Origin of the sequence: Agrobacterium tumefaciens, assembly GCF_009649785.1 — a bacterium.
In the GTDB taxonomy this organism is placed as follows: Bacteria; Pseudomonadota; Alphaproteobacteria; order Rhizobiales; family Rhizobiaceae; genus Agrobacterium; species Agrobacterium tumefaciens.
In genome coordinates, this window is sequence record NZ_WJOK01000007.1 from 16205 (window position 1) to 28711 (window position 12507).

The following is a 12507-nucleotide window of genomic DNA, read 5'->3' on the forward strand; positions in this document are numbered from 1 at the left end:
CACCGGCATTGGCGGGTCTGGATAGGGTTCAACGGGAACAGTTGGCATTGCAGCTCCTGGATATAAGCGCTTCGTCCAATGCGGAATCGAAATGCGCTTTCATCTGCTGGGACGACGCGAGCGCGCGGCCCCTCCTGAGGCGGCGCAACACCCAATTCGCCCATCGGTCAATTGCCGGTCAGGTCCCTTCGGTTTCATTGCGCCGCCCTGCGGATTGTACAGGGCAAACGCAGGAAAACGCCGGTCAGTTCCGTTTTTTTTGGGAAGCTGTTGCGAGGGCTCAGGCGAAACCCAGCGAGCTGCGGGAAATATCGCGGTTTTCGCAATAGTCGCGGGAGTGGGCCTCATGGCCGTGTTCGCGAGCGGTGGAACGGGTCAGTTCCGGGCTGGGCACGTTGAGCAGCGCGTCGGCATAGGTGCCGGTTGCCTCCACGTCATCGATCACAGTCTGTTGTTGCGGCTTTAAAAATTCAAACATCGGTCACCTCCTTCAACACGTCCCCTCAACGCGCTGGCCCAGGTCCTGTTCCAAAAGGCCTGTGCAGCTTCGATTATACACGAGATGCCGCTGCCGTATAGGCGATGAAAGACGAACGGCAATCAATTGACGTTCACAAAATGGAATGGAATCAGTGAGCTATGGCGACGAGGTCAGGCTGGACCGACCGATTCCCGCAAGATCAGTTCGACCGGCCACAATTCCTGAACCTCGCGGACGGGACGGCCGCCGACGATCTGCAGAAGCAGGTCCGTAACCCGCATGCCAGCCATGCGCATGGGCGAGCGGGTGGTGGAAAGCGGCGGCATCATGCTTTCCGGAGTGAGGTAAGGAAACACGTCGTCATGGGCGATGACGGACACGTCCTTGCCGATCACCAGTCCCAGCTGGGTTGCCGCGCGATAGACGCCCTGCGCCGTCATCATTGCGCCAGCGACGAAGGCCGTCGGGCGCGGCGTCTGCTCCAGCAGCGAGCGGGCGAAACGGAAGGCGGCATCTTCGCTGAAATGCTCGCTCATCATGAGGCGCGGATCAGGCGTGATGCCATGGGTCGCGAGCGCATCACGAAAACCCTGTTCGCGGTCCTGCACAAAGGTACGGCCTGTCGGGCCGTTGATCATCGCGATGCGACGGTGGCCACGTTCCAGAAAATGGATTGTCGGACGATACGTCACATCATGATTGTCGATATCGAGCCAGGCGTGCTCGAACGCCGTCTTCGAGCGGCCATGCACGATGAAAGGCACGCCCAGCCGATTGAGCAGCGCGATGCGCTCGTCCTCCGGACGCGGCGAATGCACGATTATGCCATCCACCCGTCCGCTCGACGCCAGCCGGCTGAAAATCGCGAGCTCTTCCTCAATGTTATTGTCGACGGTGACGCTGACGAGAATGTCGGTCTCTTCGCCTTCCAGCCGCGTCGCCATGCCGCCCATGAATTCCGAAAAGAAATGCCCGCCGCCCGAACGGCCCATCACGACACCGATTGCGCCAGCCCTGCCTGTTGCCAGCCTGACCGCGTTGGCATTGGGACGGTAGCCGTATTTCAGCGCAGCATCCATCACCCGCTGGCGCGTCTCTTCACGCACCTCGGGATAGCCGCCAAGCGCACGGCTGACGGTGGTGGGCGACAGCCCGACCTTTTCTGCGAATTCCTTGAGCTTCATGTTTTCTGCCAATTTGCTCCTGCATGCGTCGCCGCCGCAGATTTTTCAAGCGGACAAAAATTGAAATCGCTTTCAATTTATTCCCACCTGAAATCTTACAGTTCGCCGTTTCGAAAGGCAAACCCTCCGTGGCAACATGCGAAGATGCCCAATTTCCAAGCCATAAGAAAGAGTATTGACAGATTTGTCGGCTTTTGCGAACTTCACACCAGTCAAAAGCGCTTTCAATTTTGAGGATGATTGGAAGCGTCAACGGAGGAGTTTGACAATGAATATTTCCATGAAGGCTTTGTTGCTGTGTGGCAGCGTGCTGTCTGCGGCAGTTTCCGCGCAGGCGGCCGAACTTTCCATCGCCGCCAACTCGACCGGCAAGAACATTGCATTTTTCAAGGAGCGGATCGCCGCCTTCGAAAAAGAGACCGGCCACAAGGTCAATCTCGTCACCATGCCGTCATCGTCCAGTGAGCAGTTCAGCCAGTACAGGCTATGGCTTGCCGCGGGTAACAAGGATGTCGACGTCTACCAGACGGACGTGATCTGGGCGCCGCAGCTCTCCGACCAATTCGTGGATCTGACCGAAGCGACGAAGGATGTCATTGGCGATCATTTCCCCTCCATCGTGGCGTCGCAGACCGTGGACGGCAAGCTTGTCGCCATGCCGATGTTCACCGACGCGCCCGCTCTATTCTACCGCAAGGACCTTCTGGAAAAATACGGCAAGCAGCCGCCGAAAACCTGGAAGGAACTGGGCGAGACCGCCAAGGAAATTCAGGACAAGGAGCGCACAGCCGGGCAGAAAGACCTGTGGGGCTTTGTCTTCCAGGGCAGCGCCTATGAGGGCCTGACCTGCAACGCTCTGGAATGGATTGCGTCCGCCGGTGGCGGCCATATCGTTGAGACCAACGGCGACATCTCCATCAACAACGAGAAAGCCGCAGCCGCGATTGAAGCCGCCAAGGGCTGGGTCGGCACCATCGCGCCGCAGGGCGTCCTTGCCTACAAGGAAGAGGAAGCACGCGGCGTCTGGCAGACCGGCAATTCCGTCTTCATGCGCAACTGGCCCTATGCCTATGCGCTTGGAAACGGTGCCGACAGCGCCATCAAGGGCAAATTCGGCGTCACGCCGTTGCCGGCCGGTGAAGAGGGTGCGGCACCCGCCTCAACGCTCGGCGGCTGGAACCTCGCCGTTTCGAAATATTCCGACGATCAGGAAGCTGCCATCCAACTTGTGAAGTTCCTCGCATCAAAGGATACCCAGAAGATGCGTGCGATCCAGCTTTCCAACATGCCCACGATCGCCTCGCTTTACGACGACAAGGATGTCGCGGACGCACAGCCTTTCATGCCGACATGGAAGCCGATTTTCCAGACCGCCGTTCCACGCCCCTCTGCCTCGGCGAAGGTGAAATACAACGAGGTTTCGGCCAAATTCTGGGGTGCCGTGCACAACACGCTCTCCGGCAACGGCACGGCGGCGGAAAACCTTGAGCTCCTTGAAGTCGAATTGACCGATCTCAAAGGCAACGGCTGGTAATCCGGCCCGTGTGGGAAGCGGTCTCGCCTGAGCGTTTCCCACACCCCAACTGCGAGATATCCCAATGAACGATACCGCCCTTCAAAGACCGGCCGCGGCATCCGGCACCGGCTCCGATCTTCAGTCGGAACGCCTGAAATCCGCATGGCTGTTCCTAGCCCCCACGTTTCTGGTACTTGCGATGGTGGCCGGCTGGCCGCTGGTGCGCACCGTCTGGTTCAGCCTCACCGACGCGTCGCTGACCAATCTCGACGGCGCACAATTCGTTGGCTTCAAGAACTACCTCACCTGGATCACGCTCAGCAGCGGCCGCACCATCTATCGCGGCCTGTTGGCTGATCCCGCCTGGTGGGGCGCGGTTCTGAACACGCTGAAATTCACCATCCTTTCGGTCAGCTTCGAAACCGTTCTCGGCCTTATCGTTGCGCTGGTGCTGAACGCGGAATTCAAGGGACGCGGCCTCGTGCGCGCCGCCATCCTCGTTCCATGGGCCATTCCCACCATCGTTTCGGCGCAGATGTGGGCGTGGATGCTGAACGACCAGTTCGGTATCTTGAACGACCTGTTCCTCAATCTCGGGCTGATCTCCCACAAGATCGCATGGACCGCCAATCCGGACACCGCAATGGTCGCCGTTCTTATTGTCGATATCTGGAAGACGACGCCCTTCATGGCGTTGCTCATTCTCGCCGGCCTGCAAATGGTGCCGAAAGACATGTATGAGGCGGCGAAGGTGGACGGTATCCACCCCGTCAAGGTGTTCTTCCGCGTCACCCTGCCAATGATCCGGCCAGCGCTCATGGTTGCCGTCATCTTCCGTATGCTGGATGCGATGCGCGTCTTCGACCTCATCTACATTCTGACGCCGAATAACGCCCAGACCCGCACGATGTCGGTGCTGGCGCGTGAGAACCTGTTCGATTTCGACAAGTTCGCCTATGGCGCAGCCGCTTCCACCATGCTGTTCCTCATCATCGCCTCGATAACAGTCGTTTATATGTGGCTCGGGCGCGTCAACACAGATGGAGCTTCGCGATGACCCTGCCAAGCATCCTGAAAACCACCGCCTTTTATGCGCTGGTCGCCGTCATCATGGTGATTTCGGTATTCCCGTTCTATTACGCGATACTGACCAGCCTGAAATCCGGCTCAGCGCTGTTCCAGGTGAACTACTGGCCGCGTGAATTCTCGCTGACCAATTACAACTTCGTCATCGGCAACGGCACGTTCCTGCGCAATCTCGGCAATTCGCTGTTCGTTGCATCTTCAGTCGTCGTACTGTCGCTGTTCCTTGCGGTAACGGCGTCCTATGCCCTGGCCCGTGTCCGTTTCCGGGGCCGCTCGCTGCTTCTGCTCACCATCCTCTCGGTCTCGATGTTTCCACAGATCGCCGTTCTCGCCGGCCTGTTCGAACTCATCCGCTGGGCTGGCATCTTCAACACGCCGCTCGCGCTGATCTTTTCCTACATGATCTTCACTCTGCCCTTCACTGTCTGGGTGCTGACGACATTCATGCGCGACCTGCCGATCGAAATCGAGGAAGCGGCAATCGTCGATGGCGCAACGCCATGGGTCATCATCACCCAGGTCTTCATGCCGCTGATGTGGCCGGCGCTCGTCACCACAGGGCTCCTCGCCTTCATTGCGGCGTGGAACGAGTTCCTCTTCGCGCTCACCTTCACCTCATCGAACGAACAGCGCACGGTGCCCGTCGCCATCGCACTTCTTTCGGGCGGTTCGCAGTTTGAAATCCCCTGGGGAACGATCATGGCGGCCTCCGTCATCGTCACCGCCCCGCTCGTCGTCCTCGTTCTTATCTTCCAGCGACGCATCATTTCCGGCCTCACCGCCGGCGGCGTCAAAGGCTAGGAGAAAACTTATGACCACCATTCAACTGCGCAATCTTCGCAAATCCTTCGGCGCCTTCGATGTCATCAAGGGCATCGACATGGACATCCGCTCCGGCGAGTTCATGGTTTTCGTCGGCCCTTCCGGTTGCGGCAAGTCCACGCTGCTACGCCTCATCTGCGGGCTCGAGGAAATCACTGGCGGCACGCTCTCCTTTGACGGAGAAGCCGTCAACCGCCTGCCACCCGCCAAGCGTGGCGTCGCCATGGTCTTCCAGTCCTATGCGCTTTATCCGCATATGACCGTATTCGAAAACATGGCCTTCGGCATGAAACTCTCAGGCGCCGACAAGGAGCAGCGCCGCAAGCGTGTAGAGGCGGCAGCGGAAATGCTGCAGCTCACGCCCTATCTGGAACGTCTGCCGAAGCAGCTTTCCGGCGGCCAGCGCCAGCGTGTCGCCATCGGCCGTGCCATCGTGCGTGATCCGAAGGTGTTCCTGTTCGACGAACCGCTCTCCAACCTCGATGCGGCGCTGCGCGTCGCAACCCGTCTCGAAATCGCCAAGCTGCACCGGGAGATGCATGACACGACGATGATCTACGTCACCCACGACCAGGTGGAAGCCATGACGCTCGCCGACCGCATCTGCGTTCTGCGCGATGGCCGCGTCGAACAGATCGGCACGCCGCTCGAGCTTTACGAAAGCCCGGTCAACACCTTCGTTGCCGGCTTCATCGGCTCGCCGAAGATGAACTTCCTTGCCGGCAAATATGCGGAAGTCGAAGGTGCCGCCACCATCGGCATCCGCCCCGAACACCTTGCGATCGGTGCCGGTGAGACCGGCTGGAACGGCGAAATCATCCATTCGGAAATGCTGGGATCGGACAGCTACATCTATGTCGAGATTGGTGCTGGCGAACCCATCGTCGTTCGTGAGGAAGGCGTGACCGACCGCAAGCCGGGAGAAAAAATCGTTCTCGTGCCGGATGCGGCGCAGATCCACCGCTTCGACGCGCAGGGCCAGGCCCTTGCCCGCAATCCCGTGCGCGGCGCCGCCTGAACAGTTAACTTTCGCCGGATCACCCAAGCTTCCGGCTTTCACCAAGGAGCAAGAAAATGACCATCAACACCGTTGTATGGGGCGAAAATATCCACGAACACATCAACGAGACGGTGCGTTCGATCTACCCCGATGGTATGCACAACACCATTGCCGATGCGCTGAATACCAACCCTGAGATCAGCGCCACCACCGCCACGCTTCAGGAACCGGAACACGGTCTTTCGCAGGAGCGTCTGGACAAGACCGACGTTCTGGTCTGGTGGGGCCACAAGGACCACGGTGCGGTTCAGGATGAGATCGTCGAGCGCGTTGCCAAGCGTGTCTGGGAAGGCATGGGCCTCATCGTCCTCCATTCCGGCCACTTCTCCAAGCCTTTCAAGCGACTGATGGGTACGCCCTGCGCGCTTAAATGGCGTGAGGCGGGCGAACGCGAACGCCTGTGGACGATCAATCCGCGTCACCCGATTGCAGCCGGCCTGCCCGAGCATTTCGAGCTGGAAAACGAAGAGATGTATGGCGAGCAGTTCTCCGTGCCGGAGCCGCTGGAAACCGTGTTCATCTCCTGGTTCCAGGGCGGCGAAGTCTTCCGTTCTGGCCTCACCTGGCGCCGTGGCGCAGGCAACATCTTCTATTTCCGCCCCGGTCACGAAACTTATCCGACCTATCACGACGCCAATGTACAGAAGGTCATCAGCAATTCGGTGAAATGGGCCTATAATCCGGTCGGCGCACTGAAAAGCATTCATGACGCCCCCAACGTTCCCGTCGACAAGGCGCTGGAGCCTATCGAAGAACGCGGCCCCAAGCTGCACAAGGCAGGCGAAGCAGGTTACAGGTAAACAGCCATGAGACTTCTCATTCTCGGAACCGGCGGCATGGCCAACAACCATGCCACATATTTCTCGCAAATCCCCGGCGTCGAACTGGTGGCTGCGGTGGATGTGGATGATGTGGTTGTGCGGGGCTTTGCGCTTCGCCACAACATTCCACTCTCCTTTACCTCGCTGGATGACGCGATTGCCTGGGGCGAGTTCGACGCGGCGGCAAACGTCACGCCGGATGCCATCCACCACCCAACCAGCCTTAAGCTTCTGGCGGCGGGCAAACATGTTTTCTGCGAAAAGCCGCTGGCGGAAAACTACGCCAAGGCCGCCGAAATGGCCGATGCCGCAGAAAAAGCGGGCCTTGTTGCCATGGTCAACCTCACCTATCGCAATGTCGCCCCCTTGCAGGCGGCACGCGAAATGGTGCTGGCTGGCAAGATCGGCAAGGTGCGCCATCTGGAAGCCTCCTATCTCCAGAGCTGGCTCGTTTCCAAGGCCTGGGGCGACTGGATGACGGAGAGCAAGTGGCTGTGGCGGCTTTCCACCAAGCACGGCTCAAACGGTGTTCTGGGTGATGTCGGCATCCACATTCTCGACTTCGCCTCCTATGGCGCGGGCAGCGATGTGGAGCGCATCTTCACGCGCCTGAAGACCTTCGACAAATATGAAGGCAACAAGATCGGCGCCTACGATCTCGACGCCAATGACAGCTTCACCATGACCGCCGAGTTGGAAAACGGCGCCATGGGCGTCATTCACGCCAGCCGCTGGGCAACGGGCCATCTCAACGAACTGCGCCTGCGCATCCACGGCGACAAGGGTGCGCTGGAGGTGATCCACACGCCTGACTATTCCAGCCTGCGAGCCTGCATCGGCGACGATGTGGAAAAGGCGATCTGGAAGACAATCGATGTCGACCCGGTGCCGACGAATTACGAAAAATTCGCCAAGGCCGTCATGGAAGGTGGCATTGCTGATCCGGACTTCCGCCACGCGGCGAATTTGCAGAAGGTGCTTGATCTCTCGATCATCGCCGACCGCGAACGGCGGGAGCTGGCCGTCTCGGCTTGAATTGCAAGGGCGCGGCGGCGTAAGCCGCCGCTTCCAATACTGCAGCGTGTACTATTATCTCCCGTCACCCCGAATCTAGCGCTGCATGACGGAGGTACTACCTCAAACGCCTCGCCTATTCCCCCACAAGAGCACATGCAGCTGCGGCAGCACCCGGGCGGAAAACCAACGGTCTTCGCTGACCTTGTCCACCAGCCACAACATGCGATCCATGATTCCATCGATATCCACACGCGCGTCGTCGTCATCCGGCGGCGGCGGGGTGTGGTTGCCGGGCTGGAGGTAAATCGGCAAATGCGGGAAACGGGCTGATGCAGCCTTGGCATAAGCATAGTCCGCATCGTCAAACACCACGATCTTCAGCGCCACCTGCGGTCCATCGCCGGCGGCGGCAAGACAGTCTTCAAAGGCCCGCCAGTCGGTTTCCATGCCGCTCGATGGTGGCTTCGGGCTCAGCACCAGATGATCGAGATCGCCAAACCAGTCTTTTGCGATGCTGCCCTGCGTTTCCAGCGCGAACCTATAGCCCTCGCCCTGCCCCTTCGCGATTAGTTGCCCAAGGGGCTGGATGGCGGGATTGCCGCCCGAAAGCGACACCGTCAGCGGCACACTGCCGGAAAGCCGTCGCACCTCCTGCCAGATCGCCTCGACGGACATCGGTTTCCATGTGTCGCGATACTCGCTGTCGACGGCATGCAGCGTATCGCACCAGGAGCAGCGGTAATCGCAGCCACCAGTGCGAACGAAAACGGTAGGCAGACCAATCAGCAAACCCTCGCCCTGAATGGTCGGGCCGAAGATTTCGCTGATGCGGATCGCTGTTTCCTTCGCTGCAACTTTCTGTGCAACCGCCGTCATGGCCGGTATTCCGCCCAGGTCTTGGCGGTTTCGCTCACTCGCACGGCGCTGGTTTCCGGCAGGCTCGTCTTGCACCAATCGTAAAAGTGCTTCGCCAGACATTCCGCGGTGACCCGGTCATGGCCGAGAACGTCGTTCAGGTGGCGATGATCGAAATGATCGTCGATGTAGCGCTTCAGCGGCGCGAGTTCGTGGTAATCACGCACGAAACCGTGCTCGTTCAGCTCTTCGCCTGATAGTTCGACCTCAACGATGTAATTATGCCCGTGCAGGCGGGCGCACTGATGGTCGGCGGGCAGGCTTTTCAGCTGGTGAGAGGCAGAGAAATGGAACTCCTTGGTGATGCGAAACATCAACGCACCTCCTGTGCCGCATAAGCATGAGTGGCCGCCACCCAGAAATCCGGGTCCTCATAGTCCGTCGGATCGGTAACACCTGCCAGATGGAAGGCCTCGCGCCGCTCCACGCAGGTGCCGCAACGGCCACAATGGCGAGAGCCGCCCTTGTAACAGGACCAGGTTTCGCCAAATGGGGTGCCGTATTTCACCGCGTCAGTCACAATCGCCGCTTTGGAGACGGTGACATAGGGCGCAAACAAGGTGACGTCTGCGTAGCCTTCCAGCGCATGCGCCTGCATGGCATTAAAGCTGTCGATGAAGCCCGGCCGGCAATCGGGATAGATGAAATGGTCCCCACCATGCACGGCGATCGCCACCGCATCCGCCTGCTGGGCGGCGGCAAGGCCGAAGGCGATGGTCAGCATGATGGCGTTGCGGTTCGGGACCACCGTGGAGCGCATGGTCTCTTCCGCATAATGTCCGTCCGGCACATCGATATCGTCCGTTAGCGCGGAACCGGTGAGGTGCGCGCCGATGGTTGTGATGTCGATGAGATGATGTGGCACGCCGAGACGCTTTGCGCAGTCGGCTGCGAAATCCAGCTCCTTCTTGTGGCGCTGGCCGTAATCGAAGGAGACAAGAGCGAGAAGTTCATGTTCCGCCGCGATTTTGTGCGCAAGCGAAACGGAGTCCAATCCGCCGGAGCAGATGACGATGGTTTTCATACGTTGGGATCCCTTGTTTTGACCGGGTGGGCTGCGACCGGATTACGGGGGCGGCTTTAAACCAAAGCGAAGCGATTGTGAAGGGCTTTGCGGAAATAGCGGAAATTCCGCGCAATCCACGAAATTGCCCCGCCGCAGCAACAAGACGAAACAATCGCGACATAAGCGGGAAACCGGCTTGATCTAGAACGGACTGAACGTTGCAGTTCTTGAAGGATGTTGCCGATGGCGGCCGGTTCTATGTTCCTCTTTTCGCTAAGCGATCTCAGCTCCATCGGCTCCGGCATTTTGATGGCGTTGGCAGGCACGCTTTATGTCACCCTTACCATTCGTGGGCTGATGGCCACCGTGCGTCATGGATAAGGCACTCGGCAACAGACGCCCAGGGCTCAGGCGCAATCTCGCAGTCTTACTTTTCATAGCCTCCGCGACGCTCGTCGCCACGATAGGGATCGCCCCGTTCGTTTTCCTGATCTGGATGGTCACGACCGTCGCACGATGGCTTGGTTTTTTCATTGGCTTTTGAGACACGAAGCTCGCCCATGATGCGGCGGAGCGGAAGGAGCCCGGCAAAACGGCAGTGCGCCGGGCTCTTTTTTTCGATAAACCGGGCTCAGCGCAGCAGCGCCTGCGCCTCCTCGATGCCGAGTGCTGCCGGCTGCGTGCAGGTTGTGGTCATCTCGATGAAGCGGCCTTCTTCCCCGGATTTGAGGATGGAGGTCATCACGTCGATACCGTGCAGGGAGCGATCCAGCGAGCAGCGGGCATCGCGGCCTTCAAGGATAGCAATCGCCATATCGGCCAAGCCTGCCGTGCGATAGTTGGCGCGCGGGCCATTCGGGCTTTCCTGGTTGGCAATGCCGAAGGGATGCGCCCAGTCTTCCAGCGGCTGGATATTTTTGTCGCGTCCGCTCGCCTCCACCACACCGCCGAAGAAGTTGGGGTCCGGCACGTAGATCGATCCTTCCGTACCGTAAAGTTCCATATTGGCGTGGCGATGCGACCACACATCCCAGCTGGCCGAAAGTGTGATCGTTGCTCCGTTCACGAATTCCAGAAGCGCATGGATGTTGGTAGGCGTTTCTACCGGGATGATCTCGCCGTTCAGCGGCTGGCTGGTCACCGTTCGGGTGGGGTTGGCCATTGATGTCAGTGCGCCAACGCGCTTGACCGGGCCGATGAGGTTGATGAGGTTCGCCACATAATAGGGGCCAAGATCGAGGATCGGCCCGCCCCCCTTCAGGAAGAAGAAGCCCGGATTGGGGTGCCACATCTCCATGCCGGGGCTCATCACATGGCAGGTGCCGGAGGTGATGCGCCCGACCTTGCCCTCGTCGATATATTGCCGGGCAAGCTGATGCGCGCCGCCAAGGAAAGTATCAGGCGCGCAGCCAACGGAAAGGTTCTTCTCGCGGGCGATGCGCCGCAACTCCTCGCCTTCCTCCAGCGAAAGCACCAGCGGCTTTTCCGAATAGACGTGTTTACCCGCCTCGAGTGCCGCTTTCGACACGGGAAAATGCGCGGCGGGAATGGTGAGGTTCACCACCACGTCGATGTCCTTGTTGGCGAGGAGTTCCTCGATCGACTGCGCCGTGACACCAAATTCTTCTGCCCTCAGTTCCGCCGCATTGCGGTTAAGGTCGGCGCAGGCCAGCACCTTGATGCCCTTGAAGAGCGGTGCCAGCGAAAAGTAAGCAGACGAGATGTTGCCGCACCCGATGATGCCGACGCCCAGTTCCCTTTGCATGATGAAAACTCCGGATTGATGCTCAATAGGTTTTGAAGGATGCGATGGAGCGAGTGATCAGCCGATCGATATCCTTGGGATTGTCGTGTTCGACCACGAAATGTTTCGTGGCGGATTTTGCCCTCAGTGCTGCCACGAGGGCCTTCCAGTCCACCGTGCCGTGGCCGACATCCGCCCAGCCGTCCTCATCCGCATTTTCGCCTGATGGTGCGATGTCCTTCACGTGCACGGCGGTAATGCGCTTGCCGTAGCTTTCGATCCAGGCGAGCGGATCGGCATTGCCTCTGATAATCCAGGCGATATCCGCTTCCCATTTCAGGTCCGGTCCGCCGGCAAAAATCTGCTCCTGCGGGGTGGAGCCGTCCGGGAGCACCTGGAACTCGAAATCGTGGTTGTGCCAGCCGAAGGTCAGCCCGGCATCCACGAATGGCTTACCCGCTTCCTGCAGGCGCTTGCCGAAGGCGAACCAACCAGCCGCGTCCGCCGGGCGCTGGTCGGGCATCAGGTAAGGGCAATAAATCGCTTCCACGCCCAGAACCTTGGCGATGTTTAGAGCCTTTTTCGGATCACCCTCGAGAAGGTCAAGGCCGAAATGGCCGGTCGGCATGGCAAGACCATTGGCATCGAGTTCGGAGCGCAGGCTGTTCAACCCAGCGTCATCAAGCGAGGCGTACATGGCGCCGTAACCTTCGACATGTTTGTAACCAGCCGCCGAAAGCTTCTTCAAAATATTGGAAAACGGCTGGAAATTGCGGGCGCTGTAAAGCTGGAAACCGAGTTCTGTCATTATCTCCTCCATAGAGATGTGGGTGCTTGGGATGGTGTTGGGGGTAA

Annotated in this window: 14 protein-coding genes; 7 read left to right on the forward strand and 7 right to left on the reverse strand. The window is 59.3% G+C overall.

Features of this window, described 5'->3' with window-relative positions:
* Positions 1-280 precede the first annotated feature (280 nt).
* Together GH784_RS09110 and GH784_RS09115 are read right to left on the reverse strand one after the other, a co-directional pair.
* A complete protein-coding gene (locus GH784_RS09110) occupies positions 281-478 on the reverse strand; it encodes a hypothetical protein (RefSeq protein WP_003510923.1) in 198 nt (65 codons plus the stop codon).
* Between the two features lie 173 nt (positions 479-651).
* Positions 652-1665 carry a substrate-binding domain-containing protein gene (locus GH784_RS09115; protein ID WP_003510924.1) on the reverse strand — a complete coding sequence of 338 codons (1014 nt, stop codon included), beginning with the start codon at positions 1663-1665 and terminating at the stop codon, positions 652-654.
* A gap of 268 nt (positions 1666-1933) precedes the next feature.
* Between GH784_RS09115 and GH784_RS09120 the strand changes: the two genes are divergently transcribed.
* The 6 genes from GH784_RS09120 to GH784_RS09145 all read left to right on the forward strand — a co-directional run bounded on the left by GH784_RS09120 (position 1934) and on the right by GH784_RS09145 (position 8005).
* Entirely contained in the window at positions 1934-3199 is a 1266-nt protein-coding gene (locus GH784_RS09120) for an ABC transporter substrate-binding protein (RefSeq protein WP_065704075.1), read from the forward strand.
* A gap of 64 nt (positions 3200-3263) precedes the next feature.
* Complete coding sequence (locus tag GH784_RS09125) at positions 3264-4238, forward strand: carbohydrate ABC transporter permease (protein ID WP_003510926.1); 975 nt, start codon at positions 3264-3266, stop codon at positions 4236-4238.
* Positions 4235-5068: a carbohydrate ABC transporter permease gene (locus GH784_RS09130; RefSeq protein WP_003510927.1), complete on the forward strand. Its 834-nt coding sequence runs from the start codon at positions 4235-4237 to the stop codon at positions 5066-5068. Before GH784_RS09125 ends, GH784_RS09130 begins: the two co-directional genes overlap by 4 nt.
* A gap of 10 nt (positions 5069-5078) precedes the next feature.
* Positions 5079-6107 carry an ABC transporter ATP-binding protein gene (locus GH784_RS09135; protein WP_013761592.1) on the forward strand — a complete coding sequence of 343 codons (1029 nt, stop codon included), beginning with the start codon at positions 5079-5081 and terminating at the stop codon, positions 6105-6107.
* A 56-nt stretch (positions 6108-6163) separates the two neighbouring features.
* Positions 6164-6949, forward strand: a complete 786-nt coding sequence (locus tag GH784_RS09140; protein ID WP_003510932.1) for a ThuA domain-containing protein — start codon at positions 6164-6166, stop codon at positions 6947-6949.
* A 6-nt stretch (positions 6950-6955) separates the two neighbouring features.
* On the forward strand, positions 6956-8005 hold the full coding sequence (locus GH784_RS09145) for a Gfo/Idh/MocA family protein (RefSeq protein ID WP_003510934.1): 1050 nt from the start codon (positions 6956-6958) through the stop codon (positions 8003-8005).
* A gap of 102 nt (positions 8006-8107) precedes the next feature.
* Here the strand turns inward: GH784_RS09145 and queE are convergent, their stop codons facing one another.
* From queE to queC, 3 genes are read right to left on the reverse strand one after another with little or no spacing between them, the layout of a single operon-like run.
* On the reverse strand, positions 8108-8863 hold the full coding sequence (gene queE, locus GH784_RS09150; protein WP_003510936.1) for a 7-carboxy-7-deazaguanine synthase QueE: 756 nt from the start codon (positions 8861-8863) through the stop codon (positions 8108-8110).
* On the reverse strand, positions 8860-9216 hold the full coding sequence (gene queD, locus GH784_RS09155) for a 6-carboxytetrahydropterin synthase QueD (RefSeq protein ID WP_003510937.1): 357 nt from the start codon (positions 9214-9216) through the stop codon (positions 8860-8862). The genes queE and queD overlap by 4 nt, the downstream gene beginning before the upstream one ends.
* Positions 9216-9926, reverse strand: coding sequence for a 7-cyano-7-deazaguanine synthase QueC (gene queC / locus GH784_RS09160; RefSeq protein WP_003510940.1), 711 nt, complete (start codon positions 9924-9926; stop codon positions 9216-9218). Before queC ends, queD begins: the two co-directional genes overlap by 1 nt.
* Positions 9927-10151: 225 nt before the next feature.
* Between queC and GH784_RS27120 the strand changes: the two genes are divergently transcribed.
* The gene (locus GH784_RS27120; protein WP_003510942.1) at positions 10152-10289 is read left to right on the forward strand and encodes a hypothetical protein; all 138 of its coding nucleotides are present in this window, start codon (positions 10152-10154) and stop codon (positions 10287-10289) included.
* 250 nt (positions 10290-10539) lie between these two features.
* On the opposite strand, the gene GH784_RS09165 is transcribed toward GH784_RS27120, so the two are convergent.
* Positions 10540-11673: a Gfo/Idh/MocA family protein gene (locus GH784_RS09165; RefSeq protein ID WP_003510945.1), complete on the reverse strand. Its 1134-nt coding sequence runs from the start codon at positions 11671-11673 to the stop codon at positions 10540-10542.
* A 22-nt stretch (positions 11674-11695) separates the two neighbouring features.
* Positions 11696-12460: a sugar phosphate isomerase/epimerase family protein gene (locus GH784_RS09170; RefSeq protein ID WP_065704077.1), complete on the reverse strand. Its 765-nt coding sequence runs from the start codon at positions 12458-12460 to the stop codon at positions 11696-11698.
* Positions 12461-12507: the final 47 nt, after the last annotated feature.

Coding starts and splice junctions, on each gene's coding strand:
- GH784_RS09115 (WP_003510924.1), bottom strand. CDS start 1,665: ATGAAGCTCAAGGAATTCGCAGAAAAGGTCGGGCTGTCGCCCACCACC.
- GH784_RS09135 (WP_013761592.1), top strand. CDS start 5,079: ATGACCACCATTCAACTGCGCAATCTTCGCAAATCCTTCGGCGCCTTC.
- GH784_RS09165 (WP_003510945.1), bottom strand. CDS start 11,673: ATGCAAAGGGAACTGGGCGTCGGCATCATCGGGTGCGGCAACATCTCG.
- queD (WP_003510937.1), bottom strand. CDS start 9,216: ATGTTTCGCATCACCAAGGAGTTCCATTTCTCTGCCTCTCACCAGCTG.
- GH784_RS09170 (WP_065704077.1), bottom strand. CDS start 12,460: ATGACAGAACTCGGTTTCCAGCTTTACAGCGCCCGCAATTTCCAGCCG.
- GH784_RS09130 (WP_003510927.1), top strand. CDS start 4,235: ATGACCCTGCCAAGCATCCTGAAAACCACCGCCTTTTATGCGCTGGTC.
- GH784_RS09125 (WP_003510926.1), top strand. CDS start 3,264: ATGAACGATACCGCCCTTCAAAGACCGGCCGCGGCATCCGGCACCGGC.
- GH784_RS27120 (WP_003510942.1), top strand. CDS start 10,152: ATGGCGGCCGGTTCTATGTTCCTCTTTTCGCTAAGCGATCTCAGCTCC.
- GH784_RS09145 (WP_003510934.1), top strand. CDS start 6,956: ATGAGACTTCTCATTCTCGGAACCGGCGGCATGGCCAACAACCATGCC.
- GH784_RS09120 (WP_065704075.1), top strand. CDS start 1,934: ATGAATATTTCCATGAAGGCTTTGTTGCTGTGTGGCAGCGTGCTGTCT.
- GH784_RS09140 (WP_003510932.1), top strand. CDS start 6,164: ATGACCATCAACACCGTTGTATGGGGCGAAAATATCCACGAACACATC.
- queC (WP_003510940.1), bottom strand. CDS start 9,926: ATGAAAACCATCGTCATCTGCTCCGGCGGATTGGACTCCGTTTCGCTT.
- queE (WP_003510936.1), bottom strand. CDS start 8,863: ATGACGGCGGTTGCACAGAAAGTTGCAGCGAAGGAAACAGCGATCCGC.
- GH784_RS09110 (WP_003510923.1), bottom strand. CDS start 478: ATGTTTGAATTTTTAAAGCCGCAACAACAGACTGTGATCGATGACGTG.